Below are 24,346 nucleotides of genomic sequence, written 5' to 3' on the forward strand. Positions count from 1 at the left end.
CGAAAGACAACCGAAAGACACCGGCGGCCACCGATGTCCCCCACATCTCCCGACACATCTGTAGACACACCCCGGATGAGTCTCCGGACGAATTTTCCGACATCCTCGAAGGAGCCCATGAAGTCCGAACTGTCGACCTGGAAGCCCTCGGCCCTGCGTCCCGATCCGTCCCTGCCCGAGCCGCCGGCCCAGCTGCGCCGCATCTTCCGTCTCTTCCGCCCCTACCGGGGCAGGCTCGCCGTCGTCGGCCTGCTCGTCGGCGCCTCGTCCCTGGTGGCCGTCGCCTCGCCCTTCATGCTGCGCGAGATCCTCGACACCGCCATCCCGGAGGGCCGGACCGGGCTGCTCAGCCTGCTCGCGCTCGGCATGATCCTCACCGCCGTCCTCAGCAGCGTCTTCGGCGTGATCCAGACCCTCATCTCCACGACCGTCGGCCAGCGGGTCATGCACGACCTGCGCACGGCGGTGTACGCGCAGCTCCAGCGCATGCCCCTCGCGTTCTTCACCCGCACCCGTACCGGCGAGGTGCAGTCCCGGATCGCCAACGACATCGGCGGCATGCAGGCGACGGTCACCTCCACGGCGACGTCGCTGGTCTCCAACCTCACCGCCGTCGTCGCCACCGTCGTCGCCATGCTCGCGCTGGACTGGCGGCTGACCGTGGTCTCGCTGCTCCTGCTCCCGGTGTTCGTCTGGATCAGCCGCCGGGTGGGCCGGGAACGCAAACGGATCACCCTCCAGCGCCAGAAGCAGATGGCCACGATGGCCGCCACCGTCACCGAGTCCCTGTCGGTCAGCGGCATCCTCCTCGGCCGCACGATGGGCCGCGCCGATTCGCTCACCACGTCCTTCGCCGCCGAGTCCGAGCAGCTCGTCGACCTGGAGGTGCGGTCCAACATGGCGGGGCGGTGGCGGATGTCCGTCATCGGCATCGTCATGGCCGCCATGCCCGCCGTCATCTACTGGGTGGCCGGCGTCGTCCTCCAGTCCGGCGGCACCCTCGTCTCCCTCGGCACGCTCGTCGCCTTCGTCTCGCTCCAGCAGGGACTCTTCCGTCCCGCCGTGAGCCTGCTGGCCACCGGCGTGCAGATGCAGACGTCGCTCGCGCTGTTCCAGCGCATCTTCGAGTATCTCGATCTGCCGGTCGACATCACCGAGCCGGAGAAGCCGGTGCCGCTCGACCCGGTCCGGGGCGAAGTGCGCTTCGAGGGCGTCGACTTCAGCTACGACGCGAAGGACGGCAACACCCTCCACGGGGTGGAGCTGACCGTCCCGGCGGGCGGCAGCCTCGCCGTCGTCGGTCCCACCGGATCGGGCAAGTCGACGCTCAGCTATCTCGTGCCGCGGCTGTACGACGTGACGGGCGGACGGGTCCTGCTCGACGGGGTCGACGTACGCGACCTGTCCTTCGACACCCTCGCCCGCGCGGTCGGCGTCGTCTCCCAGGAGACGTATCTCTTCCACGCCTCCGTCGCCGACAACCTCCGCTTCGCCAAGCCCGACGCGACGGACGAGGAGATCGAGGCGGCGGCCGGGGCGGCCCAGATCCACGACCACATCGCCTCCCTGCCCGACGGGTACGACACCCTGGTCGGCGAGCGGGGATACCGGTTCTCCGGCGGCGAGAAGCAGCGGCTCGCGATCGCCCGCACCATCCTGCGCGACCCGCCGGTGCTCGTCCTCGACGAGGCGACCAGCGCGCTCGACACCCGAACCGAACGCGCGGTCCAGCAGGCCATCGACGCGCTCTCGCAGGGCCGTACGACCATCACCATCGCGCACCGGCTCTCGACGGTGCGGGACGCCGACCAGATCGTCGTCCTCGACGCGGGGCGCATAGCCGAACGCGGCACGCACGAGGAGCTGCTCGCCCGGGACGGCCGGTACGCGGCGCTCGTCCGCAGGGACGGGACGGCCGCGACGACGGACCCCGGCCCGTCGACCGGCCCGTCGGCCGAACCGGCGGCGGACGCGCGCGTGGCCGTGTCCTGACGGACGGCGGTCCGCCTCGTCCCGGACGCGATGCCGGAATCGGTGCTTTGTCCGGGTTAGCGTGCCCGCATGACGAACGAGCCCCCGCGCGCGTCCTCCCGGCCCGGACCACGACCCCGACCCCGAACGACCCGCCGAGGCCGCCTGGTCCTGATCGCGACGGCGGTCACCGCCGTCGCGGCGGCCGTGCTCGTGGGAATCTGGGCCACCGGGGAACCGCCCGCCGGAAAACCGAAGACGGTGCCGCTGCTGATCCCCGAGGGACGGCGCGCCAGCCAGGTGTACGACTCCGTCGACCGGCTCCTCCACGTCCCGCGCGGCACCACCGCGAAGGCGGCGGCCACGGCCCGGCTCCCCCTCCCCGGCGCCGCCAAGCGCAACCCCGAGGGGTATCTCTTCCCGGCCACCTATCCGGTCGGGACCGACACCACCCCGGGCGAGCTGCTCGCCCACATGGTCGACACCGCGCGGCAGCGCTTCGGCGCCGACCACGTCACCGAGGGCGCCCGCCGCAACGGCGTGACGGTGTACCAGACGGTCACCATCGCCAGCATCGTGCAGGCCGAAGCCGCCACGGCCGCCGACATGGCGAAGGTCGCGCGCGTCGTGCACAACCGGCTCGCCCGGGACATGCCGCTCCAGATGGACTCGACCCTCAACTACGCCCTGAACCGCAGCACACTCGACACCACGCACTCCGACCTCAGGACGGAAACCCCCTACAACACCTACGCGTCCAAGGGCCTGCCGCCCACCCCGATCGGCAACCCCGGACAGCAGGCGACAGACGCGGCGATCAACCCGGCGCGGGGCGACTGGCTGTACTTCGTGACGGTCGCGCCGGGGGACACCCGCTTCACCGCCGACTACGCGGAACACCGCCGCAACGTCGAGGAGTTCAACGCCAACCGGAGCGCCGCCGAGAACTGAACGGCGGACCCACGAGGGGTGGCCGCCCGACGGATTCCCCGGACCTCCTCGACCTCCCCGGACCTCCTCGACCTCCTCGACCTCCTCGGACCTCCTCGGACCTCCTCAGACGAGGACGGGCTCCCGCTCCAGCAGGGCCCGGATCTCGCGTACGGCCGCCCGCCCCGCCCGGTTGGCGCCGATCGTGGAGGCCGACGGCCCGTACCCGACCAGATGGACGCGCTCGTCCCGTGCGACACGCGTGTCCTCGACCCGCACACCGCCCCCCGGCTCGCGCAGCCCCAACGGCGCCAGATGCCCGATCGCCGGACGGAACCCGGTGGCCCACAGGAGCACATCGGCGTCCACCCGCCGCCCGTCGTCCCAGGCCACACCGGTCGGGGTGATCCGGTCGAACATCGGCAGCCGGTCGAGCACCCCCCGCTCACGCGCCCGGGCGATCGCCTCGTTCACCGGCAGCCCCGTCACCGACACCACGCTCCGGGGCGGCAGCCCGGCCCGTACCCGCTCGTCCACCAGCGCGACGGCCGCCCGCCCCCACTCCTCGTCGAACGGCCCCTCCCGGAAGACCGGCGGCCTGCGCGTGACCCAGGTCGTTCCCGCCGCCACCTCCGCGATCTCCATCAGATGCTGCGTCCCCGAGGCCCCACCGCCGACGACCACCACCCGAAGCCCGGCGAACGCGCCCGGCCCCGGATAGCCCGCCGTGTGCAACTGGCGGCCCCGGAAAGTCTCCTGCCCCGGGTAACGCGGCCAGAAGGGCCGGTCCCAGGTGCCCGTGGCGCTGATCAGGGCCCGCGCCGACCAGACGCCGTCCGACGTCTCGACCCGCAGCCGCCCCCCGCCGCCCTCCCGGACCGCCGACACGTCCACGGGCCGCCGGACCCGCAGACCGAACCGCTCCTCGTACGCGGCGAAGTACTCCCCGATCACCTCGGACGACGGCCGCGCCCCGTCGGCGCCGGTCAGCTCCATGCCGGGCAGCGCGTGCATCCCGTGGATCCTCCCGTACGTGAGCGAGGGCCACCGGAACTGCCAGGCACCGCCCGGTCGGGGCGCGTGGTCGAGCGTCACGAAGTCCCGGTCGGGCTCCAGCCCGGAGCGCCGCAGATGATAGGCGCCCGACAGCCCGGCCTGCCCCGCGCCGACGACCACGACGTCCACGTCCCGTACCGCCCGCGCCTCACCCAAGTCGTTCACGTTTCTACCAACAGACGGGGGCGCGCGGATCATCCCGGCACGGCAGGATGGCCCCATGCCCGACGCCTTCACCACCAGGACCGTGTCCCTCACCACCGGAACCGACGAGACCGTCACGGATCTGACGCGGCTCTGCGAACAGTTCCTCCGCGAGACCGCCGGGGGCCGCGACGGCCTCCTCAACATCTTCGTGCCGCACGCCACGGCCGGCGTGGCCGTCATCGAGACGGGCGCGGGCAGCGACGACGACCTCCTGGCCGCACTGCGCACCCTGCTCCCGCCGGACAGCCGCTGGCAGCACCGCCACGGCTCCCCGGGCCACGGCCGCGACCACGTCCTCCCGGCCCTGGTCCCGCCCCACGCCACCCTCCCGGTGATCGCCGGCCACCTGGAACTCGGCACCTGGCAATCGGTCTGCCTGGTCGACACGAACACCGACAACCCGGACCGCAAGGTCCGGCTGAGCTTCCTGGGCTGACCGGGACCGCCCCGGGAGTGGCCGCCGCACACGCGGCCCCCGCGGTACGAGGCGTGAGGCGTAGGACGTGAGGCGTGAGGCGTGAGGTTGCGCCAATTCCACTTCTCCGCAAACCAGTTGATGTGCTATGATGTCGGTCCCTTCGGACGTTTTCCGAAGGTGCCACGACCGGACCCACGTGGCGGGCGGCTCCTCTCGCGGAGGAGCGCCAAGCTTGCGAGTCGTACGACCGCATCGGCGTGCCCCGACCGGGCCACCGTCCATTCGGTGAAGGGTCCTTTCCGTGTCTGTCTCCCTTGTTGATGTTCTCGCCATGTCGCCTTACGCCTTTCTCGCCGTCGTGCTGACCGTCGTCGCCGTCGTCCTCATCCTGTGCGGGACCTACCTGTGGGCGCTGCACATCAGCGTCCGCGACGTCGACGGGCCCGACCGGCCCGCGGTCATCATGGCCACGGGGGACCCGCTGAAGGCATTCGTGTTCTGGCGCCGGCGCTGAGCCTCCCGGCAAGGCCCGCTCGGCCCCGTACCCGCCCGGTGTACGGGGCCTTCCGACCATCCGCCCCGGCGGCGGCCCGATGGACCCCGGCGGCTCCTCGGCGATCGCCACGAGCGACCCCCGTGACCAGGCCCTAGGCTCGTACCCGTGCCGCCCTCCCGTCTTCGCCGTGTCGCCGTCCTCGTGCTGGAAGGGGCGAAACCCCTCGACGTGGGGATTCCCGCGCAGGTCTTCACGACCCGCGAGAGCATGCCGTACGAGGTGCGGGTCTGCGGCGCCGCGCCGGGGCCCGTGGCCGGTGGGGACGGGCTGTCGTACCTCGTCGCGCACGGACTGGACGCGCTCGTGTGGGCCGACACCGTGTTCCTGCCCGGCTACCGGTTCCCCGACCGGGAGGACCCGGCGCCGGACGTCGTCGCCGCGCTGGTCGCCGCGCACCGGCGGGGCGCCCGGCTCGCCGCCATCTCGACGGGGGCCTTCGCCCTCGCCGCCACGGGCCTGCTCGACGGCAGACGTGCCACGACGCACTGGCACTACACCCGGGCGCTCGCCGCGAAGTACCCGGACGTACGGGTGGACGAGAACGTGCTGTTCGTGGACGAGGGCCCGGTGCTCACCTCGGCCGGCGCCGCCTCGGGGATCGACCTGTGTCTGCACATGCTGCGCGGCGACCTCGGGGTCGCCGCGTCGAACCACGCGGCCCGGCGGCTGGTCGCGGCCCCCTACCGCAGCGGCGGCCAGGCCCAGTACGTACCGCGCCGGGTGCCCGAACCGCTCGGCGAGCGGTTCGCCGCCACCCGCGAATGGGCGCTGCGCCGGCTGGACGAGCACCTGACCCTCGCGCTGCTCGCCGAGCACGCGGCGGTGTCGCCCCGCACGTTCTCCCGGCGCTTCGTGGAGGACACCGGGTACACACCGATGCGGTGGCTCATGCGGGCCCGTGTCGACAGGGCGCGGGAACTGCTGGAGCGTTCGGGGCGGAGCGTCGAGCAGATCGCCGCCGAGGTGGGGCTCGGCACCGGCGCGAATCTGCGGCTGCACTTCCGGAGCACGCTGGGCACCACCCCCAGCGCGTACCGGCGCACCTTCACCCAGGGCGAGTGACCCGCCGCCGCGCCGGGCCGCCGGGCTGGTCGGGCGGCCCGAGCCCGCCGACCCATCGTCCTCCGCCGACCCGCCCGAGTCCTCCGCGTCCCCGAGCCCGGCCGCTCCGCCCCGCGCCCCGTTCGCCCACTGGCGTGATCCTTGCGAACCATGGCGTTCTCGCCGCCGCCGTACGCACGCGCGGCACGCGAACCTGAAGGGGAACCGAAGGGACACCGCTCATGACTCGCATCGCCATCAACGGATTCGGCCGCATCGGACGCAACGCGCTGCGCGTTCTCCTCGCACGTGACACCGGCCTCGACATCGTCGCCGTCAACGACCTCACCGAGCCCGCCGCCCTCGCGCGGCTCCTCGCCTTCGACACGACCGCCGGCCGTCTCGGCCGCCCGGTCACCGCCGACGGGGACACCCTCGTCGTGGACGGCCGCCGCATCACCGTGCTCGCCGAACGCGAACCGGCGCGGCTCCCGTGGGCCGACCTCGGCGTCGACATCGTCCTGGAGTCCACCGGCCGCTTCACCTCGGCCGACGCCGCCCGTGCCCACCTCACCGCGGGCGCGCGGAAGGTCCTCGTCAGCGCCCCCTCGAACGGCGCGGACGCGACCCTCGCGTTCGGCGTCAACACCGAGGCGTACGACCCGGCCGCCCACACGATCGTCTCGAACGCCTCGTGCACCACCAACGCCCTCGCGCCGCTGGCCGCCGTGCTCGACGACCTCGCCGGCATCGAGCACGGATTCATGACCACCGTGCACGCCTACACCCAGGAACAGAACCTCCAGGACGCGCCCCACCGCGACGCCCGCCGCGCCCGTGCCGCCGCCGTCAACATCGTGCCGACCACGACCGGCGCCGCCAAGGCCATCGGCCTCGTCCTGCCGAACCTCGACGGCAAACTGTCGGGCGACTCGATCCGCGTACCGGTACCGGTGGGCTCCATCGTCGAACTCAACACGACCGTCGCCCGCGACGTGACCCGCGACGACGTACTGGCGGCCTACCGCTCGGCGGCCGACGGGTGGCTCGCCGGGATCCTCGAATACTCGGACGACGCGCTCGTGTCGTCCGACATCACCGGCAACCCGGCCTCGGCGATCTTCGACTCCGCCCTCACCCGGGTCGACGGGCGGCACATCAAGGTGGTGGCCTGGTACGACAACGAGTGGGGCTTCTCGAACCGGCTGATCGACACGCTCCAGCTCCTCGCCACCGCCTGAACCGGCCCCGGCGCCCTCACGCCACGCGGACGACGTGCTTTCCGCGGACACCCCCGGCCTCCAGGGCCCGGTGGGCGTCCGCGATGCCGCCCAGCGGGTGCACGGTGTCGACCACGGGGCGCAGGTCGCCGCTCTCCGCGTACCGGGTCAGTTCGGCGAGCAGCGCGTGCCGGGGGTTGCCGCTGAAGAACCGCACCCGCCGGGTGCCGTGCACGGCCGAGCCGAGGAGGTACGCGAGGCCGGGAAGCGGGCGGTCGATGTCGAACGCGATGGCCACCATGCGCCCGCCGGGTGCCAACAGCCTCCGGAAGAGCGGGTGTTGGGTGCCCACGGTGTCCATGACGACATCGAACCCGCCCAGCGCGGACGGGTCGGTCGTCCGGTGGTCGAGGGCCTCGTCCGCGCCCAGACCCCGGACGAAGTCGAGGTTCCCCGCGCTCGCGAGGGCCGTGACATGGGCGCCGTACAGCTTGCCGAGCTGTACGGCGACGCTGCCGACCCCGCCACTGGCGCCGCGCACCAGGAGCCGTTCGCCGGGGCGCAGAGCGGCCTTGTCGCGCAGGGCAGTGACGGAGGTCGTCCCGCCCGCGAGAAGGGACACGGCCTCCTCCGGCGTCAGGTTGGCGGGTGCGGGCGCCAACTGCCGGGCGCGTACGGCCACGTACTCGGCCGCGCTCCCGAACGTCCCCCGCCCCAGCAGCCCCCACACCTTCTGCCCTTCGCGGGGGCCGGTCACCGACGATCCGACCTCGGCGATCTCTCCCACGAAGTCGATCCCGGTGCGCTGGGGGAAGCGCCGGCCCGTCACCACGCGTACCTTCCCCGCCCGCCCGGCGAGTTCGCCGCCGTTGACGGTGGCCGCGTGGACGCGGACCAGCAGTTCGTCCGGCCGGATGTCCGGCACGGGCACCGTGCCCTCGTACAGCACCTCCGGAGGGCCGTAACGGTCGTAGAGGGCTGCGCGCATGTCCGGCATGGTCGGGTCCTGTCCGTGTCTCGGGGCCGCGCGCCGGAAGGGAACTCCCGGCGCGTCTCGGGGTCATGAGCGGAAGGGCGGAAGGGACCTCCCGGCTCGGTGAACCGGGAAGGGACCTCCCGGCTCACCGATCAAGCCAACCAGACAAACGGACGACACCTTCCACTTGTCGTAAAGTGAGAGACATGCCTGCTCACGCGTCTCGGAAACCGGGTCTTCGCGCCGACGCCCGGCACAACCGCGCGCGCATCCTGGACACCGCGCGCGAGGAGTTCACGACCCGGGGCATCGACGTACCGCTGACGACCATCGCGCGCCGCGCCGGGGTGGGCCCCGCCACCCTCTACCGGCACTTTCCCACCCGCGCCTCGCTCGTCACCGAAGCCTTCGCCGGACAGCTCGCCCAATGCGTCCGCGCCCTCGACGAGGCCCTGGAGGATCCGGACCCCTGGCACGGCCTGTGCGCGGTCGTCGAGAAGGTCTGCGCCCTCCAGGTCGCGGACCGGGGCTTCACCGCGGCGTTCCTCTCGGAGTTCCCGGACGCCGTCGACCACAACCGGGAACGCACCCGGGCCGAGGAAGGTCTCGCCCGGCTCGTACGGCGTGCCAAGGACACCGGGCGGTTGCGCGAGGACTTCGACCTCAGCGACCTCACCCTCCTGTTCCTCGCCAACGGCGGCATCGCCGGCGAGTCCACCGAGGTCTCCCTCGCCGCGTCCCGGCGACTGGTCGCCTATCTCCTCCACTCCTTCCGGGCCGACCACGCCCGGCCCCTGCCGCCGCCCGCGCCCCTGGGACTCCACCGGCTCCACCGGCCCGCCCCGTAGGAGAACGGTCACTGTCAGTGGCATGCGCTTGAATCAGCTCATGGACGACTCGACCGACTCGACGCGCATGTGGATCACCCCCGTTCCGGCACTGGACCCGGACCTGCCGGCGGTGCTCCTCGGCCACGACCACTCCTCCCGGGACCCCGGTGAGCGCGCGGTCTCGCTGCTGCTCGACCGGGGACACGAGGGCGAGGAAGGCGTGTTCTACCTGCTGCCGTTCGACCTCGCCGCCCGCTACGAGCGGACGGCCGACCGGCTCGCCGTCGTCGTCACCACCTCCCGGCAGGTGCTCGCCGGGGCGCTGACGGACCGCGCCGACCCCTCGTACGACGACCTCGCCCCTCTCGCGGACCTGCCCGGCGACGGGACGGAGCAGGACCGCATAGCCCTGCTGCGCCGCGAGATCGTGACGGACTTCGTTCCCGCCGGCCGAGGCGGGGAGCAGCAGCCGGTGTTCCTCATCGACCAGGAGGGATCCGCGTCCCCCGTGGAGCTGTTCGCACGCTTCGAGGAAGGCGAGGCGGGCCTGGCCGTGCTCAACGCCGTCGGCTGACGGCGGTCCGCCCGCGCGGGTGTCCGGGCGGACCCGGCCGCCCTCACCGGCCGGGCGTGCCCGTCAACGGAGCGGGGTGACCGGCGCGGTGAGCAGGCCGACGATCGCGTCGGTCAGCGCGTCGGCGGTGCGTGCCCAGCAGCGCGGCGGGGCGGCGCCCGAGGCCAGCGCGCGTTCGCGCTCCGCGCAGGTGTGGGTGATCAGATGGCGGGCCATGGCGCCGCGTTCGGCCCGTACCGGGGCGGGCACGTCGGTCAGGCAGCGGCCGAGGCCGTCGAGTGTCCGCCGCAGCGACTCGCGGACCAGGGCCTCGTCGATGGACATCGCGCGCAGCAGCGGGTCGGTCATGACCTGGACGGCGAAGCGGGCCTGCCAGGACGGGGTGCCGAGCGAGGCGAGATGTTCCGCCACCGGCCGTACGAGAGCGCCCGTCCAGTCCCGGATGTCCTGACTGTCACCGGCCTCGGCCACGTGGCGCTCCCGGATGCGGTCGACCTGCTCGCCGTGCCGGCGCAGGATGGCGCGGATCAGACCGGTGCGGCCGGTGAAGTGACGGCTGACGGCGCCGATGTCGCCCTGCCCCGCCGCCTCGCCGATCCGTCGGTCCGACACGGCGGACAGCCCGTACTCCGCGACGAGCCGTTCCGCCGTCGACATGAGCGCCTCGCGGCTCGCCGCGAGGTGTCCGGCCCGGGGAGTTCCGCCGTCCGTTCCGCCCACCGCCGGTCTCCTCGTGTCGTGCCGGTGCTTCGGTGCCCGTGTGGTTCTCGCCGTCGGGCCCGCGCAGTCAATCCGAGATCGATCATCGAGTCAATCGACTGACTTAATATCAGCCACGCGCCACCCGCTCCCTTTGCTCCCGCTGCCGCACGCCCCGCGTCCGCCGTCCCGCGCGGTCGATCGCCTCGTGCGTACAGCGGCCGTATTGCCCGGTGATTGCAGGAGATTGACGGGGTGTCAGTCGCGTATCGCGGGCATGACATCACCCCGGAATCCCTTGTTCCGCCCGAAGGCGCCCGGTCATCGTCGGTGTGCGGCGTACGACTCCGTACGCCACCCCCACCGGCGCGTGAACGACCGCGCGCCACGTCCCGAGAAGGACTCCCCGATGGCAGCAGTACGCGACACCAAGCGGCGGATCACCGTCGCGCTCAGCACTGCGGCGACCCTGGCGGCGGTACTCGGCGCGGGTCTGGCCGCGCCCGCCCAGGCGGCCCCGGCGGAAGGCGGCGTCCTGCGCGCCGGAGCGGCCGAGGCGGTGCCCGGAAGCTACATCGTCACCCTGAAGCAGACGGCCGGACTGCGGGCCGCCACGGCCGCGGGCAAGCAGCTGATAACCGGGTACGGCGGCCGGATCACGCGTACCTACACCTCGGCGCTCAACGGCTACGCCGCCACGCTCGGCGCCGCCGAGGCCAGGCGGCTCGCCGCCGACCCGGCCGTCGCCAGGGTCGAGCAGGACCAGAAGGTCCACGCCACCGCCACCCAGACGAACGCCCCCTGGGGTCTGGACCGCATCGACCAGCCCAACCTCCCGCTGAACGGCACCTACACCTACCCCGACCCGGCGGGCGGCGGCACCACCGTCTACGTCCTCGACACCGGTGTGCGCATCACACACCAGCAGATCGCCGGACGGGCGTCGTACGGCTACGACTTCGTCGACAACGACGCCGTCGCCCAGGACGGCGCGGGCCACGGCACGCACGTCGCCACGACCGTCGCCGGCACCACCTACGGCGCGGCGAAGAAGGCGAAGATCGTCGCCGTCCGTGTCCTCGGCAACAACGGTTCCGGGACGACCGCCGGAGTCATCGCCGGTGTCGACTGGATCACCGCCAACCATGTCGCCTCCTCCGTCGCGAACGCGTCGCTCGGCGGCGGCCCCAGCCCGACGCTGGACGACGCCGTGCGCAGATCCATCGCCTCCGGGGTGACGTACTCCATCGCGGCCGGCAATTCGGGCGCACTCGCCTCCAACTACTCGCCCGCCCGGGTGGCCACCGCGATCACCGTCGGCGCCACCACCCGCACGGACGCGCGGGCCACCTACTCCAACTACGGCCCCACCGTGGACATCTTCGCGCCGGGCTCCTCCATCACGGCCGGCTGGCACACCTCGGACAGCGCCACCTACACCGGTGACGGAACCTCCTTCGCGGCGCCGCACGTCTCGGGCGCCGCCGCCGTCTACCTGACGAACCACCCGGGCGCCTCCCCGGCGGCGGTCGCCGCGGCGCTGGTGAACGGCGCGACGTCCAACGTCCTCACGGGCATCGGAACGGGCTCCCCGAACAAGCTGCTGAGGCTCGTTCCGTAACCACCGTCGAACCACTGGCAACCACCGGCATACGCCGGCGAACACGGGCGCGGCACCACCCGGGATCCGGGCGCGGGAACTCCTCCGCGCCCGGATCTTCCCTTTCCGGTGCCGTACGGGATCGGCGACCCGCGTCGTACGGGACGGCGACCGGCGTCAGAGGAGGGCGGCGCGTACGTCGGCGAGCGCCTCGTCGAGCGAGTCGGCGGTGTTCTCGTGCCCGCTGAATCCGTCGTCGTCACCGGGGTCGACCGTCCAGCCCCAGCCGCTCTCCGGGTGCCCGTCGATCGTCGCCGCGTGCTCCCCCTTGGTGAGGGTGATCGACACGTTGCCCGCCGGGAAGGCGGTCACCTCGGCGTGCGCGCTGTCGCCGAACGCGTGACGGACGGCGTCGTGTGCTTCCCGTTCCGTGGTCATGGCTGCTCCTGGGGGGTGAGGGAACCGGTCCGACCCCGAGCGTGCATCGGAAACGTCCCCCCGTGAGGGAGCGGCTCGCACAGCGAAAAAATCGAACGCATTTCCGTGGGCTGATATCGAGAACTGAATTCCCCGGCGACCACCCTTCGGGGGGACAGCTCTGTTCGAATATTCCGCTCTACCATCGCCGTGTTCCCGCTCATGCAATTGCACGGCGAGATTGCGGGAGAATTCGAACACACGGTCAGGAGAAGCATATGGACGACTGTCGCAACGGCGTCCCCGCGAGTTCCCTCGCGGCGGACTGGGTCAAGAGCGAGCGGAGCACCGCCAACGGCCAGTGCGTCGAACTGGCCTCCCTGCCCGGTGGCAGGGTCGCGATGCGCAACTCCACCGATCCCGACGGGCCCGCCCTGGTCTTCGAGGCGTTCGAAATGGCGGCCTTCCTGGACGGTGCGAGGAAAGGCGAGTTCGACGTCCTGTAGTTCAACTGGCCTGAGGTGACGGCGAGTTCCCTGGGACACGCGTGCATTGACCGTGCCATGATGAGCCAGGCTTATTCATGAACGGAGCACGCGTGTCCCACCAACCCGACAACCCGGTACCGCTTTTCGGCTCCGGTCCGCGACGGAGCCTCAATCCCACCGCCGCCGGAATCGTGCTCGGCACGGAACTGCGCCGTATGCGCGCGGAGCGCCGGCTCACGGCCACCCGCGCGGCGACGCTGATCAACGCCTCCGTTTCCAAAGTGAGCCGGCTCGAACGGGCCGAGAGTCCGCCGGACCCCAGGGACATCGAGATCCTCGCCGACGCGTACGGGGTGAACCCGGCCGAGCGTGCCCAGTTGAGAAGCCTCACCCGCCGTGCCCGCGAACCCGAGTGGTTCGACCGGTACACGGACTGCGCGGCCTCCTGGATGCAGCGGCTGATCGCACTGGAGTCGGACGCCGTCTACTACTGCGCGTACGAGGCCCGCCTCGCCCCCGGCCTGCTTCAGACCCCGGAGTACGCGCGGCAGATCATCAGCGACGGTCTCCGGCTCTCCGAGGGCGACCGGGTCGAACAGCGTGTCCTGCTGAGACAGGAGCGTCAGCGGCGCTTCTTCGGGCAGCCCGCCCCGCCCGTCGCCCGTTTCCTGCTCGACGAGTCCGTGCTGCACCGTCAGGTCGGCACCCCGGCGGTCATGGCCGGCCAACTGCGCAAGCTCCTGGAGTACAGCGACCGGCCGGGCGTCACGCTCCTGGTCGTCCCGCTCAACAGCAGCGTCGTGTCCAACCACGGCTCCATGGCCCATCTGCGCTTCGCCTCCGGCGGACCGCCCGCCATGGTGTTCATCGAGGGCGACGACGACGCGATGTACTACGTCAAACCCGACGAGGTGGAGCGGCGGGTGGAGGTGATGCTGCGCCTCAGCCACGAGGCGGCGGTCCCCTGGCGGGACAGCCGGGCCATACTGCTGGACGCCCTCAAGCGGTACGAGGACGGGTGACCGCGCTCCGTCAGCGCGGCGGCACCTCGCCCAGACCGCCGTACTCGGTCCACTCGATGCTGCGCTGGCGCCGCTGGAGGTCCGAGCTGGGACGCCAGTCGGTGACATCCACCAGACCGGGGCGCTGGACCACGAGACCGTCGAAGTACCGGTCCACCTCGGCCCGTTCCCGGACGCGGCCCCATCGGTTGTGGGTCTGTTCGAGCATCATCGCCGTCACCTGCTCGCGCAACTCGGCTCGGTCGCTGACCAGTTGGCAGACCACCACGAGGCTGCCGGGAGCGAGGAGCTGCACCACCCGTCCGACGAGATCGCCGGGTCCGGCCTCGTCGGGAATGCAGTGCAGGACCGAGTTGAACAGCACCCCGACGGGCCGGTCGAGGTCGATGAGCCGTGCGAAGTCCGGGTGCGCCACGATCTCGTCGGTGTCGAGCATGTCGGCCGCGATGACCACGCTCCGGTCGTTCTCGTCGAAGATCGCCTGGCCGTGCGCGAGGACGACGGGGTCGTTGTCCACGTAGACGACGTGCGCGCGGGGATCGACGGACTGCGCGATCTGATGCACGTTGTTCTGCGTCGGCAGTCCGGACCCGAAATCGACGAACTGCTGGATTCCGTGTTCCTCGGCCATGACGCGCACCACGCGTTCCAGGAACCAGCGATTGTTCCGGGCCAGTTCTCTCGTGGTCGGCGCGACCTTCAGAAGCTCCGCGGAAGCCTTCTGGTCGACCTCGTAGTTGTAGTGGCCGCCGAGCAGCCAGTCGTACATCCGAGCCGCACTGGGAATGGATAAATCGACACGCCTGTTGTCCGCCAAGGGACAGACTCCTCCCGGTTCGAGCCCCCGATCTCGCCAGGGAATACGAACCCATCCTAGGAGGGCGGTCCGGGGCGCACCACCGTCCGCGGGGATGACCCGGGCGAGCGGTGGCGTAAGGGCGCACTCGGCAAAGTGCCGTTCGCGCCCCCGAGTTGGGCGTGCGTCACGGACGCGAAGCGTGGTGTTCCAGTTGCTGGAGCGTCGTGAGGGAGAGCCGCCGCCGTGCGGTCAGCAGGGACACCGTCACCGCCGGCCGGTCGGTGCCCATCAGATCGGCGACGGACTCCACCGCCAGGGACAGCCGCCAGCGCAACAGGGCGGCGTCCGCGGTCTCTTCGGGAAGTACCTCGTACAGACGCTCGACGGCCGGATCATGCCCCGTACCGGCGCCGCTCGCGGCCCTGATCTGCCCGCGCAGCTGCCGCCAGGCGTCCGCCGCGGGCCGGGCGTTACGGAGGAAGTCCCCCCAACGGCCGCTGAAGGCCGCGACGGCCGCCTCCACGGCGGCCTCGCTCGCGCTCTCGTCGTACAGCCTCGCCCGCGCGTACCGGAGATAGTCGGGCCGGTGCAGCTGGACGAACGCGGAGAGACCGAGCCGACTGCGCCGGTCCACGGGACGGCCGGGAATCCCTGCGGACAGACCCGGCCCGCTGATATCGTGCGATGGCCCGGAGGGCGGATTTATCCGGCCTCGGCGACATTGGTCAAGCATCGGCTCTCCGCCTTTGATCGCTTCGCACCCCCGGAGTCTGGCTGGTACCCATTCCCCGGGGCGGGCTCCTCACCGGGAGCTGAAACGACCGTACCGCGTGTCACTCCGCGGCCGTCGTGAATACCCCCCTCATGCAAAGTCAGATTTTCGGGGATGCGTCAACAACCCTGCTCCGTCATCGAGTTCGCCACCGGATTCGCTATCGGATTCGAATTCTGTTCGTTTTTAGTACTGCTCGGCCACCCAGTCGTACCAGTCCCGCATTCCCTCTCCCGTGGTCGCCGAGACCGCCAGCACCCGCAGCCCCGGATTGACCGAGCGGGCGTGCTCCTCGCAGCGGGCGACCTCGAAGTCCACGTACGGCAGCAGATCGACCTTGTTGATGATCACCAGGTCGGCGGCGGCGAACATGTACGGGTACTTCAGCGGCTTGTCCGTGCCCTCGGTGACGGAGATGATCACGACCCTGCTGCGCTCGCCGAGGTCGAACATGGCCGGGCAGACCAGATTGCCGACGTTCTCCACCAGGACCAGCGAACCGGGCACCGGCGCCAGGGTGGTGAGCGCGTCGCGCATCATCTCCGCGTCGAGATGGCAGCCCGCGCCCGTGTTCACCTGGACGACGGTGCTGCCCGCGCGCCTGATCCGCTCGGCGTCGAGCATCGTCTCCTGGTCGCCCTCCACGACCGCCACCGGCCGCCGGCCGGTGAAGTCCCGGATGGTGCGTTCGAGGAGGGTGGTCTTGCCCGCGCCGGGCGAACTCATCATGTTCACGGCCACGATGCCCTGTCCGGCCAGCCAGGCGCGGTTGCCGGCGGCCAGCTCCTCGTTCTTGGCCAGCACCCGCTGCTCCAGGGTGACGGTCTCGCCGCCGGGAGCCGCGGCCCGGACCGCCGCCGCCGGGTGACCTCGGCCCACGCGTGGGCCGAGGAGGCCGTCGCGCGAGTGCTCGTGGCCGTGGCCGGGTCCGTCGTCGTGCGGATGGACGTGGGGGACGGCCACCCGCGTACCGCCGCCCCCGTCGCTTCCGCCCGAGCAACCGCACGTACCGCACATAGGGTCAGCCCACTCTCATCGAGACGATCTCCAGTTCGCGGCCCGACGTGATCTCCACGTCGGCGCTTCCGCACGGACACAGCAATACAAGATCGGTCAGTGTGAAGTCCTGTGAACACGCCCGGCAGCGGCCCGCTCCCGGCGGCTGCTCGATGTCGAGGACCGCGCCCGCGGCGACCGTTCCCTCGGTGGTCAGGTCGAAGCAGAAACGCAGGGAATCCGCCACCACCGCCGTCAGTTCCCCGACGCGGACCCGGACCGTGTGAACGGGCCTTCCCGCCGCGCGCTCGCACACCGCGTCGACAATGCTCTGAGTGATCGACAATTCGTGCATCGACTCCCGGCCTTCCGCGTATCACCCGATCGGACCTGAATCGCCGGGCGGAAAAGCGGGACTGCCCGGACGAAACTCGTGTTGACAGAACGTTCAGCCGGATCCTAGATGGTAGCAATGTGATCGACGCCACATCCATGGCATTCATGGGTATCGGGTGGGCCAATCCCGGAAGGCAGCGGTGCTATGCCGACAGAAGCGGCCAAGAAGGCCGAGGACACACTGATCCATGTGCTCTGGATCAATGCCGGACTGAGCTGTGACGGGGATTCGGTGGCCTTGACCGCCGCGACCCAGCCCAGCATCGAGGAAATCGCGCTCGGCGCACTGCCCGGACTTCCGCAGATCGCCATGCACTGGCCGCTGATCGATTTCGAATGCGGTCCCCGAGGCGGCGCCGACGACTTCCTGGAGTGGTTCTTCAAGGCCGACCGGGGCGAACTCGATCCTTTCGTCCTGGTCGTCGAAGGCTCCATTCCCAACGAGAAACTCCACGACGAGGGCTACTGGTCGGGCTTCGGCAACGACCCGGCGACCGGCCAGCCGATGACCACCAGCGAGTGGCTCGACCGGCTGACCCCCAAGGCCACCGCGGTCGTCGCGGTCGGCACCTGCGCCACGTACGGCGGCATCCACGCCATGGCGGGCAACCCCACCGGCGCCATGGGCGTACCCGACTACCTGGGCTGGGACTGGAAGTCGAAGGCGGGCATCCCCGTCGTGTGCGTCCCCGGCTGCCCCATCCAGCCGGACAACCTCTCCGAGACGCTCACCTATCTGCTCTACATGGCCACCGACCAGGCCCCGATGATCCCCCTCGACGACGAACTGCGACCGACCTGGCTGTTCGGCCAGACCGTGCACGAGGGCTGCGACCGGGCCGGCTACTACGAGCAGGCGGACTTCGCCACCGAGTACGGCTCGCCCAAGTGCATCGTCAAACTGGGCTGCTGGGGTCCGACCGTCAAGTGCAACGTGCCCAAGCGCGGCTGGATGAACGGCATCGGCGGCTGCCCGAACGTCGGCGGCATCTGCATCGGCTGCACCATGCCGGGATTCCCCGACAAATTCATGCCGTTCATGGACGAGCCGCCGGGCGGAAAGCTCTCCACGAACGCCGTCGGTCTCTACGGGGCCACGATGCGGCGTCTGCGCGGGCTCACCACCCACACCCTCGACCGCGAGCCGAAATGGCGTAAGCGCGGCCAGGAACTCACCACCGGAGCCACCCGCGACTGGTAGTCCGGCGAATGCCCCGTGGGCCGCACCCGGCATCTTCCGGCAGGCGGCCGACGGGGCACTCACCTGGCCGGCTCCGGCAATCCGCGCTCCACCCCGGCAATCCCCGCTCCATCCGGAAAACCCCGCTCCACGACATCGCGACACGGAAAGAAGAGGCGGCCCCATGACGGCGACGAGCCAGGGCAGAGACGAACTGGTGGAGATGGCGTGGGACCCCATCACCCGCATCGTCGGAAGTCTGGGTATCTACACGAAGATCGACTTCAAGCAGAAGGTCGTCGCCGAGTGCCACAGCACCAGCTCGATCTTCCGCGGCTATTCGGTCTTCATGAAGGGCAAGGACCCGCGCGACGCCCACTTCATCACCAGCCGCATCTGCGGAATCTGCGGTGACAACCACGCCACCTGTTCCTGCTACGCGCAGAACATGGCGTACGGAGTGAAGCCGCCGCACCTGGGGGAGTGGATCGTGAATCTCGGCGAGGCCGCCGAGTACATGTTCGACCACAACATCTTCCAGGAGAATCTGGTCGGGGTCGACTACTGCGAGAAAATGGTCGCCGAGACCAACCCGGGCGTACTCGAACAGGCCAACCGCACCCCGTCGCCGCACGCCGAGGACCACGGGTACCGGACCATCGGCGACATCATGCGCTCGCTGAACCCCTTCACGGGCGAGTTCTACCGCGAGGCCCTTCAGGTCAGCCGGATGACCCGGGAGATGTTCTGCCTCATGGAGGGCCGCCATGTGCACCCCTCCACGCTCTACCCCGGCGGGGTCGGCACCGTGGCGACCATCCAGCTCATGACCGACTACATCACCCGCCTCCAGCGCTACGTGGAGTTCATGAAGAAGGTCGTGCCCATGCACGACGACCTCTTCGACTTCTTCTACGAGGCGCTGCCCGGCTACGAACAGGTCGGCAACCGCCGTATCCTGCTCGGCTGCTGGGGCTCCTTCCAGGACCCGGAGCACTGCAACTTCGCGTACAAGGACATGACCGACTGGGGTCGGAAGATGTACGTGACCCCCGGCGTCGTCGTGGACGGCAAGCTCGTCACCACCGACCTGGTGAAGATCAACCTCGGCATCCGCATCCTGCTCGGCTCGTCGTACTACAACGACTGGGACGAGCAGGAGATGTTCGTGACCCACGACCCGCTCGGCAACCCGGTCGACCGGCGGCACCCGTGGAACCAGCACACCAACCCCCAGCCGCAGAAGCGCGACCTGGGCGACAAGTACAGCTGGGTGATGTCGCCCCGCTGGTTCGACGGCCAGGACTATCTCGCGCTCGACACCGGCGGTGGCCCCCTCGCCCGGCTGTGGGTCACCGCGCTGGCCGGTCTCGTCGACATCGGCTACATCCAGGCCACCGGCAACAGCGTCAAGATCAACCTCCCCAAGACCGCCCTCAAGGGCCCGGTCGAGCTGGAGTGGCACGTCCCGCGCTGGAGCAACACCATCGAACGCAACCGTGCCCGCACCTACTTCCAGGCGTACGCGGCGGCCTGCGCCCTGCACTTCGCCGAGAAGGCGCTCGTGGAGATCCGGGCCGGCCGCACCAAGACCTGGGAGAAGTTCGAGGTCCCGGAGGAGGGCGTCGGCTGCGGCTTCACCGAGGCCGTACGCGGGGTGCTCTCGCACCACATGGTGATCAGGGACGGCAAGATCGCCAACTACCACCCCTACCCGCCGACCCCGTGGAACGCCAGCCCCCGCGACGTCTACGGCACGCCGGGCCCCTACGAGGACGCGGTGCAGGGCCAGCCGATCTTCGAGGAGAACGACCGGGAGAACTTCAAGGGCATCGACATCATGCGCACCGTCCGCAGCTTCGACCCCTGTCTGCCCTGCGGCGTCCACATGTATCTCGGTGAGGGCAAGAAACTGGAGCTGCTGCACTCGCCCACGCAGTCCGCGGGCAGTGAGTGACGTGGCGGAGCGACCCGACGAGGAGCGCCCCGGCTCCGGGGACTGGCGGACGGCCGGCGAACGGATCGACACCCTGATCACCGCCAGCGCGGCGGGCGGAGCGGTGGCGCGCGAGCGCAGCGAGGAACTGGTGCGGCTCGTCACCGACTTCTACGGCGCCGGACTCGAACGCCTGCTGGACCTCCTCCACGAGCGGGACCGGCTGGACGACGCGACCCTGGCCGCCCTCGCCGCCGACGACCTGGTGGCGAGCCTGCTGCTGGTGCACGGACTGCACCCGTACGGCGTCACGGCCCGCGTCGAGAACGCGCTGGAGAGCGTACGGCCGTACCTCGGCACCCACGGCGGTGACGTCGAACTGCTCGGAGTCACGGACGACGGAGTCGTGACGCTGCGGCTGCTGGGCAGTTGTGACGGCTGTCCCTCGTCGTCCGCCACCCTCGCGCTCGCCGTACGCGGCGCGGTCGAGGCGGCGGCCCCGGAGATCACCTCGATCGAGGTCGAGGCCGCCGACGACGGCGACCCCGGAACCCCGGGACCGCTGGTACCGGTCGACGCCCTCTTCTCCCGGCTGCACGACGCGTCCCCCACCGCCGACACGGCCGGTGGCGCGGGCGCGAGCTGGGAACCGGCCCCCGCCCTGCTCGCCCTGGGCTCCGGCGCCGTGGAGCGCTTCACCGCCGGCGGACTGCCGGTCGTGGCCTGCCGCATCGGGCCCGACCTGTTCGCCTTCCGCGACCGGTGCGCCCGGTGCGAACGCCCCATGGAAGGCGCCACGCTCGCCCGGCGGCTCGGCGGCGGCTCCGGCGACGGGGTGCTGCGCTGCTCCCACTGCCGCGCGCACTACGACGTCCGCCGGGCCGGTGCCTGCCTCGATCCCGAGGCCGACGGGGCGCACCTGGACCCGCTGCCGGTGCTGGCGGACGGGGCGTCGGTCTCCGTCGCCGTACCGGCCACCCCGGTGGGCGCGGCATGAGCGCGCCCACGGGCCGTACGGTGCCCCGGGGCCGTGCCGGTTCCCCGGCGGCCACCCTGCTGCGGGTCCACCGCACCCGGCCCGCGCCGGCCGCCGGCGAACGCTGCGAGATGTGCGCCGCGCCGATCGGCGAGGAGCACCGGCACGTGGTGAACCTGGAGAGCCGGGGCCTGATGTGCGGCTGCCGGGCCTGCTACCTGCTGTTCACGGACGAGGACGCGCACCAGCGCTACCGGGCGGTCCCCGACCGGTATCTGCGCTTCGACGGGCTCCCCCTGGACGCGCGCACCTGGGACGAACTACAGATCCCGGTGGGGCTGGCCTTCCTGTTCCGCAACTCCACGCAGGAGCGCACCGTCGCGTTCTACCCCGGTCCGGCCGGGGCCACCGAGTCCGAACTGCCCCTCGACGCGTGGGCCACGATCGTCGACGCCCACCCCGAACTGGCCGTCCTGCGCCCGGACGTCGAAGCGCTGCTCGTACGGCGCACCGGTCCCGGCGGCCGGGAGACGGAGGCGTCCTGCCACCTGGTCCCGATCGACGCCTGCTACGAACTGGTCGGCCGACTGCGCACCCTGTGGCGGGGGTTCGACGGCGGGCAGGAGGCGCACGCCGCGATGGACGCCTTCTTCGCCCACGTCCGGGACCGCAGCCGCCCGGCGGACGCCGTGCCGACTGCCCCCGGCAGCAACGTCGCTGACGGTGTGTCAGTTGAGGGCGGTCCCTCATGAGCGGCCCCGCCTCGCCCGGACTGGAGTTCTCCGTACGGGACATCGTCGCCGACCCGTACGCGGCGACACCCCAACTGGTCGCGCGGCTGCGCGTCGAGGACGGCTCGGACGAACGCGTCCACGCCATCGTGCTGCGCTGCCAGGTCCGGATCGAACCCCAGCGACGACACTACGGAACCGCCGAACAGGACTCCCTGCGCGGCCTGTTCGGAGAACGCGAGCGGTGGACGGACACCCTGCGGCCGTTCCAGTGGATGCTGTGCCACACGACCGTGCAGGGCTTCACCGGCTCCACCGAGGCCGACCTCCCGCTGCCCTGCACCTACGACTACGACGTCATCGGCTCCCGCTATCTGCACGCGCTCGGCGACGGGACGGTGCCCCTCAGCCTGCTCTTCTCCGGCACCGTCTTCACCCGGGGCGGCGCGGGCGGCACGGGCTTCGGCGTACGGCAGGTGCCCTGGGACTGCGAGGCGCGGTACCAACTGCCCGTCGCCGTCTGGCGGCAGATGATCGCCGCGCACTACCCGAACACCGGCTGGATCAGGCTCGACCACGACGTCCTCGCCCGCTTCGCCGACTTCCGCGAGCGGCGCGGGCTGATCAGCTGGGACGAGACGGTGACCACGGTGCTGGCGGACACGCGGGCCCGCGACGCCGCGGACGAGATCGGCAGCGTCACATGACCTCTTCCCTCACGCCCGCACCCGCCACGGGCCTCGACCAGGTGCGGGCGATCGCCGACGCGGTCCTGTACGAGGGCTACCTGCTGTACCCGTACCGCGCCAGCTCCCACAAGAACCGCTCCCGCTGGCAGTTCGGCGTCCTCGGCCCGCCCCACGCGGGGCCCGGCAGCTTCGCCGAGGAGCCCGGGATGGCCATGGAGTGTCTGCTGAGGCTCCCCGAAGGGCCGTCGGACCCGCCGTCCGAGGTGACCGTCCGGCTCCGGTTCCTCCAGCTCCAGGTACGGGAGGTACAGCGCCGGGACGAGGACGGTGGCCACACCCCGGTCGCCGAACTCACCGTGGCCGGTGCCTCCGTCCTCAGCTGGGACGAGGCCGTCGAACACGAACTCGACCTGGGCGGCGTCCCGTTGAACGGCCCGGACGGGACGACCGACGAGACGCGCACGGTCCCCGGCGGCGAGGACACCGAGCTTCTGACGGACCCGGACGGCACCCCGGTCGGCCGGGTCGTACGCCGCCGCGCCCCCCTCACGGCCCGCGTCCGCACCCGTACGACACGGGACGACGGCTTCCTGCGGCTCTCGGTGTCCGTCGACAACGAGCACACCGGGACCGCCACCGACAAGGACGGCGCGATCCGCGTCTCGCTCATCGGCACCCATCTGCTCCTCCAGGCCCGGGGCGCCGGCTTCGTCTCGCTGCGCGAACCCCCGGACGCAGCGGCCCCCGCCGCCGCCCGCTGCCGCCAGCGCAGATGCTGGCCGGTCCTGGCCGGGGCGACGGGCTCCACCGACACCGTGCTCGGCGCGCCGATCATCCTCTACGACCACCCGGAGATCGCCGAGCAGAGCCCCGGCGACCTGTTCGACGCCACCGAGATCGACGAGATCCTCACCCTGCGGGTGATGACCATGACCGAGCGGGAGAAGGCGGAGGCACGGGCCACCGACCCCCGGGCCCGCGAGATCATCGACCGCTGCGACACGATGACCCCGGGCGACCTCCAGCGGCTGCACGGCCTCCTCCGCGACCCGCACGGCCCGGCGCCCGCCCCCGGCGGCGCCCCGGCCACCGGTGACCTGCCCTCCCGTGATCTGCGGGACGCCGAACCGGCCCCCTTCGACACCGGCGGCGCGCCCTGGTGGGACCCGGCGGCCGACGCCGCCGTGTCGCCCGACTCGGACGCCGTCGTCATCGAGGGGACGCCCGTCGCCAAGGGCAGCCTCGTCCGGGTCCACCCGTCCCGCCGCGCCGACGCGCAGGACCTCTTCTTCGCCGGACAGGTGGCACGGGTGACCGCCGTCCTCTCGGACGTCGACGGCGCGGTGCACGTCGCCGTCGTCCTGGTCGACGACCCGGCGGCCGACCTGCACGACTGGTACGGCCGGTACTTCTACTTCGCCCCCGACGAACTGGAACCCCTGCCCACCGGCACCGTCCCCGGGAGCCCCGCCGCCCCCGGCCCACCCGAACACCGGAAGGAGAACCCCTCGTGAGAATCCTCGGAATGGTCACCGCGGGCGCGGCAGCCGCCATGGCACTGGCCGCCGTCGCCGTCGGTGTGCGATCGATCCCCGACATCCGCCGATACGTCCGCATGCGCGCCATGTGAGCGCGCGGCCCCAGCGAGAGGAACCCCCGATGACCGAGCGAGCCCGTGGACACCACGACGAGGAGCCGCAGGAGGAGCGGGGCCCCAAGGGGTCGCGCGACACCGGATCGGACCGCCCCTCCGGCGGCCCCGCCGACCGCCCGGCAGGCACGTCCGACGAACGGTCGGACACCTCCGTCAAGCCCCGGAAACCCCGCGACCCTAACTCCCCGAACCTCCCGTCCGGCGGGAACTGA

The 24,346-nt window shown here is 71.3% G+C and carries 27 protein-coding genes; 19 read left to right on the forward strand and 8 right to left on the reverse strand.

Annotated elements, in window-relative coordinates:
• Positions 1-117 precede the first annotated feature (117 nt).
• Together OG875_RS28260 and mltG are read left to right on the forward strand one after the other, a co-directional pair.
• Entirely contained in the window at positions 118-1,992 is a 1,875-nt protein-coding gene (locus tag OG875_RS28260) for an ABC transporter ATP-binding protein (RefSeq protein ID WP_330177056.1), read from the forward strand.
• A 69-nt stretch (positions 1,993-2,061) separates the two neighbouring features.
• Positions 2,062-2,922: an endolytic transglycosylase MltG gene (mltG, locus tag OG875_RS28265; protein ID WP_330177057.1), complete on the forward strand. Its 861-nt coding sequence runs from the start codon at positions 2,062-2,064 to the stop codon at positions 2,920-2,922.
• 105 nt (positions 2,923-3,027) lie between these two features.
• Here the strand turns inward: mltG and OG875_RS28270 are convergent, their stop codons facing one another.
• The gene (locus tag OG875_RS28270) at positions 3,028-4,122 is read right to left on the reverse strand and encodes an NAD(P)-binding domain-containing protein (RefSeq protein WP_443079210.1); all 1,095 of its coding nucleotides are present in this window, start codon (positions 4,120-4,122) and stop codon (positions 3,028-3,030) included.
• A 55-nt stretch (positions 4,123-4,177) separates the two neighbouring features.
• On the opposite strand from OG875_RS28270, the gene OG875_RS28275 reads away from it, so the two are divergent.
• The 4 genes from OG875_RS28275 to gap all read left to right on the forward strand — a co-directional run bounded on the left by OG875_RS28275 (position 4,178) and on the right by gap (position 7,420).
• Positions 4,178-4,600 carry a YjbQ family protein gene (locus tag OG875_RS28275; protein ID WP_330177058.1) on the forward strand — a complete coding sequence of 141 codons (423 nt, stop codon included), beginning with the start codon at positions 4,178-4,180 and terminating at the stop codon, positions 4,598-4,600.
• A gap of 313 nt (positions 4,601-4,913) precedes the next feature.
• A complete protein-coding gene (locus tag OG875_RS28280; RefSeq protein ID WP_330177059.1) occupies positions 4,914-5,096 on the forward strand; it encodes a hypothetical protein in 183 nt (60 codons plus the stop codon).
• 147 nt (positions 5,097-5,243) lie between these two features.
• Complete coding sequence (locus OG875_RS28285) at positions 5,244-6,200, forward strand: GlxA family transcriptional regulator (protein ID WP_330177060.1); 957 nt, start codon at positions 5,244-5,246, stop codon at positions 6,198-6,200.
• A gap of 221 nt (positions 6,201-6,421) precedes the next feature.
• A complete protein-coding gene (gene gap / locus OG875_RS28290) occupies positions 6,422-7,420 on the forward strand; it encodes a type I glyceraldehyde-3-phosphate dehydrogenase (protein ID WP_330177061.1) in 999 nt (332 codons plus the stop codon).
• Positions 7,421-7,436: 16 nt separating this feature from the next.
• Here the strand turns inward: gap and OG875_RS28295 are convergent, their stop codons facing one another.
• Positions 7,437-8,396, reverse strand: coding sequence for an NAD(P)-dependent alcohol dehydrogenase (locus OG875_RS28295; protein WP_330177062.1), 960 nt, complete (start codon positions 8,394-8,396; stop codon positions 7,437-7,439).
• Positions 8,397-8,581: 185 nt separating this feature from the next.
• On the opposite strand from OG875_RS28295, the gene OG875_RS28300 reads away from it, so the two are divergent.
• Positions 8,582-9,223 carry a TetR/AcrR family transcriptional regulator gene (locus OG875_RS28300; protein WP_330177063.1) on the forward strand — a complete coding sequence of 214 codons (642 nt, stop codon included), beginning with the start codon at positions 8,582-8,584 and terminating at the stop codon, positions 9,221-9,223.
• 22 nt (positions 9,224-9,245) lie between these two features.
• The gene (locus tag OG875_RS28305; RefSeq protein WP_330177064.1) at positions 9,246-9,779 is read left to right on the forward strand and encodes a hypothetical protein; all 534 of its coding nucleotides are present in this window, start codon (positions 9,246-9,248) and stop codon (positions 9,777-9,779) included.
• Between the two features lie 63 nt (positions 9,780-9,842).
• Here OG875_RS28305 and OG875_RS28310 read toward each other — a convergent pair whose 3' ends face one another.
• Positions 9,843-10,499, reverse strand: a complete 657-nt coding sequence (locus tag OG875_RS28310; RefSeq protein ID WP_443079211.1) for a TetR/AcrR family transcriptional regulator — start codon at positions 10,497-10,499, stop codon at positions 9,843-9,845.
• Between the two features lie 388 nt (positions 10,500-10,887).
• Here OG875_RS28310 and OG875_RS28315 point away from each other — a divergent pair, with 388 nt between their 5' ends.
• Positions 10,888-12,099 (forward strand): S8 family peptidase, encoded by a 1,212-nt coding sequence (locus tag OG875_RS28315; RefSeq protein ID WP_330177065.1) that lies wholly within the window; start codon positions 10,888-10,890, stop codon positions 12,097-12,099.
• A 156-nt stretch (positions 12,100-12,255) separates the two neighbouring features.
• On the opposite strand, the gene OG875_RS28320 is transcribed toward OG875_RS28315, so the two are convergent.
• Positions 12,256-12,516, reverse strand: a complete 261-nt coding sequence (locus tag OG875_RS28320) for a hypothetical protein (RefSeq protein ID WP_330177066.1) — start codon at positions 12,514-12,516, stop codon at positions 12,256-12,258.
• A gap of 257 nt (positions 12,517-12,773) precedes the next feature.
• On the opposite strand from OG875_RS28320, the gene OG875_RS28325 reads away from it, so the two are divergent.
• Positions 12,774-13,001, forward strand: a complete 228-nt coding sequence (locus OG875_RS28325) for a DUF397 domain-containing protein (RefSeq protein WP_330177067.1) — start codon at positions 12,774-12,776, stop codon at positions 12,999-13,001.
• A gap of 92 nt (positions 13,002-13,093) precedes the next feature.
• On the forward strand, positions 13,094-14,005 hold the full coding sequence (locus OG875_RS28330; protein WP_330177068.1) for a helix-turn-helix domain-containing protein: 912 nt from the start codon (positions 13,094-13,096) through the stop codon (positions 14,003-14,005).
• A 10-nt stretch (positions 14,006-14,015) separates the two neighbouring features.
• Here the strand turns inward: OG875_RS28330 and OG875_RS28335 are convergent, their stop codons facing one another.
• From OG875_RS28335 to OG875_RS28350, 4 genes are all read right to left on the reverse strand, one after another.
• The gene (locus OG875_RS28335; RefSeq protein ID WP_330177069.1) at positions 14,016-14,822 is read right to left on the reverse strand and encodes an SAM-dependent methyltransferase; all 807 of its coding nucleotides are present in this window, start codon (positions 14,820-14,822) and stop codon (positions 14,016-14,018) included.
• A gap of 166 nt (positions 14,823-14,988) precedes the next feature.
• Positions 14,989-15,438, reverse strand: a complete 450-nt coding sequence (locus OG875_RS28340; protein ID WP_330177070.1) for a hypothetical protein — start codon at positions 15,436-15,438, stop codon at positions 14,989-14,991.
• Between the two features lie 324 nt (positions 15,439-15,762).
• Entirely contained in the window at positions 15,763-16,539 is a 777-nt protein-coding gene (gene hypB / locus OG875_RS28345; RefSeq protein ID WP_330177071.1) for a hydrogenase nickel incorporation protein HypB, read from the reverse strand.
• 58 nt (positions 16,540-16,597) lie between these two features.
• On the reverse strand, positions 16,598-16,918 hold the full coding sequence (locus tag OG875_RS28350; protein ID WP_330177072.1) for a hydrogenase maturation nickel metallochaperone HypA/HybF: 321 nt from the start codon (positions 16,916-16,918) through the stop codon (positions 16,598-16,600).
• A 195-nt stretch (positions 16,919-17,113) separates the two neighbouring features.
• Between OG875_RS28350 and OG875_RS28355 the strand changes: the two genes are divergently transcribed.
• The 8 genes from OG875_RS28355 to OG875_RS28385 all read left to right on the forward strand — a co-directional run bounded on the left by OG875_RS28355 (position 17,114) and on the right by OG875_RS28385 (position 24,346).
• The gene (locus OG875_RS28355; protein ID WP_330177073.1) at positions 17,114-18,169 is read left to right on the forward strand and encodes a hydrogenase expression protein HypE; all 1,056 of its coding nucleotides are present in this window, start codon (positions 17,114-17,116) and stop codon (positions 18,167-18,169) included.
• A 163-nt stretch (positions 18,170-18,332) separates the two neighbouring features.
• A complete protein-coding gene (locus OG875_RS28360; RefSeq protein WP_330177074.1) occupies positions 18,333-20,105 on the forward strand; it encodes a nickel-dependent hydrogenase large subunit in 1,773 nt (590 codons plus the stop codon).
• A 1-nt stretch (position 20,106) separates the two neighbouring features.
• Positions 20,107-21,081 (forward strand): NifU family protein, encoded by a 975-nt coding sequence (locus tag OG875_RS28365; RefSeq protein WP_330177075.1) that lies wholly within the window; start codon positions 20,107-20,109, stop codon positions 21,079-21,081.
• On the forward strand, positions 21,078-21,812 hold the full coding sequence (locus tag OG875_RS28370) for a DUF5947 family protein (RefSeq protein ID WP_330177076.1): 735 nt from the start codon (positions 21,078-21,080) through the stop codon (positions 21,810-21,812). Before OG875_RS28365 ends, OG875_RS28370 begins: the two co-directional genes overlap by 4 nt.
• Complete coding sequence (locus OG875_RS28375) at positions 21,809-22,498, forward strand: DUF6084 family protein (RefSeq protein ID WP_330177077.1); 690 nt, start codon at positions 21,809-21,811, stop codon at positions 22,496-22,498. The genes OG875_RS28370 and OG875_RS28375 overlap by 4 nt, the downstream gene beginning before the upstream one ends.
• Positions 22,495-23,994: a hypothetical protein gene (locus tag OG875_RS28380; protein ID WP_330177078.1), complete on the forward strand. Its 1,500-nt coding sequence runs from the start codon at positions 22,495-22,497 to the stop codon at positions 23,992-23,994. Before OG875_RS28375 ends, OG875_RS28380 begins: the two co-directional genes overlap by 4 nt.
• Positions 23,991-24,110: a DUF6893 family small protein gene (locus tag OG875_RS31075; RefSeq protein WP_443079212.1), complete on the forward strand. Its 120-nt coding sequence runs from the start codon at positions 23,991-23,993 to the stop codon at positions 24,108-24,110. Before OG875_RS28380 ends, OG875_RS31075 begins: the two co-directional genes overlap by 4 nt.
• 29 nt (positions 24,111-24,139) lie before the next feature.
• Positions 24,140-24,346, forward strand: a complete 207-nt coding sequence (locus tag OG875_RS28385) for a hypothetical protein (protein ID WP_330177079.1) — start codon at positions 24,140-24,142, stop codon at positions 24,344-24,346.

Source organism: Streptomyces sp. NBC_01498 (assembly GCF_036327775.1).
GTDB lineage: Bacteria > Actinomycetota > Actinomycetes > Streptomycetales > Streptomycetaceae > Streptomyces.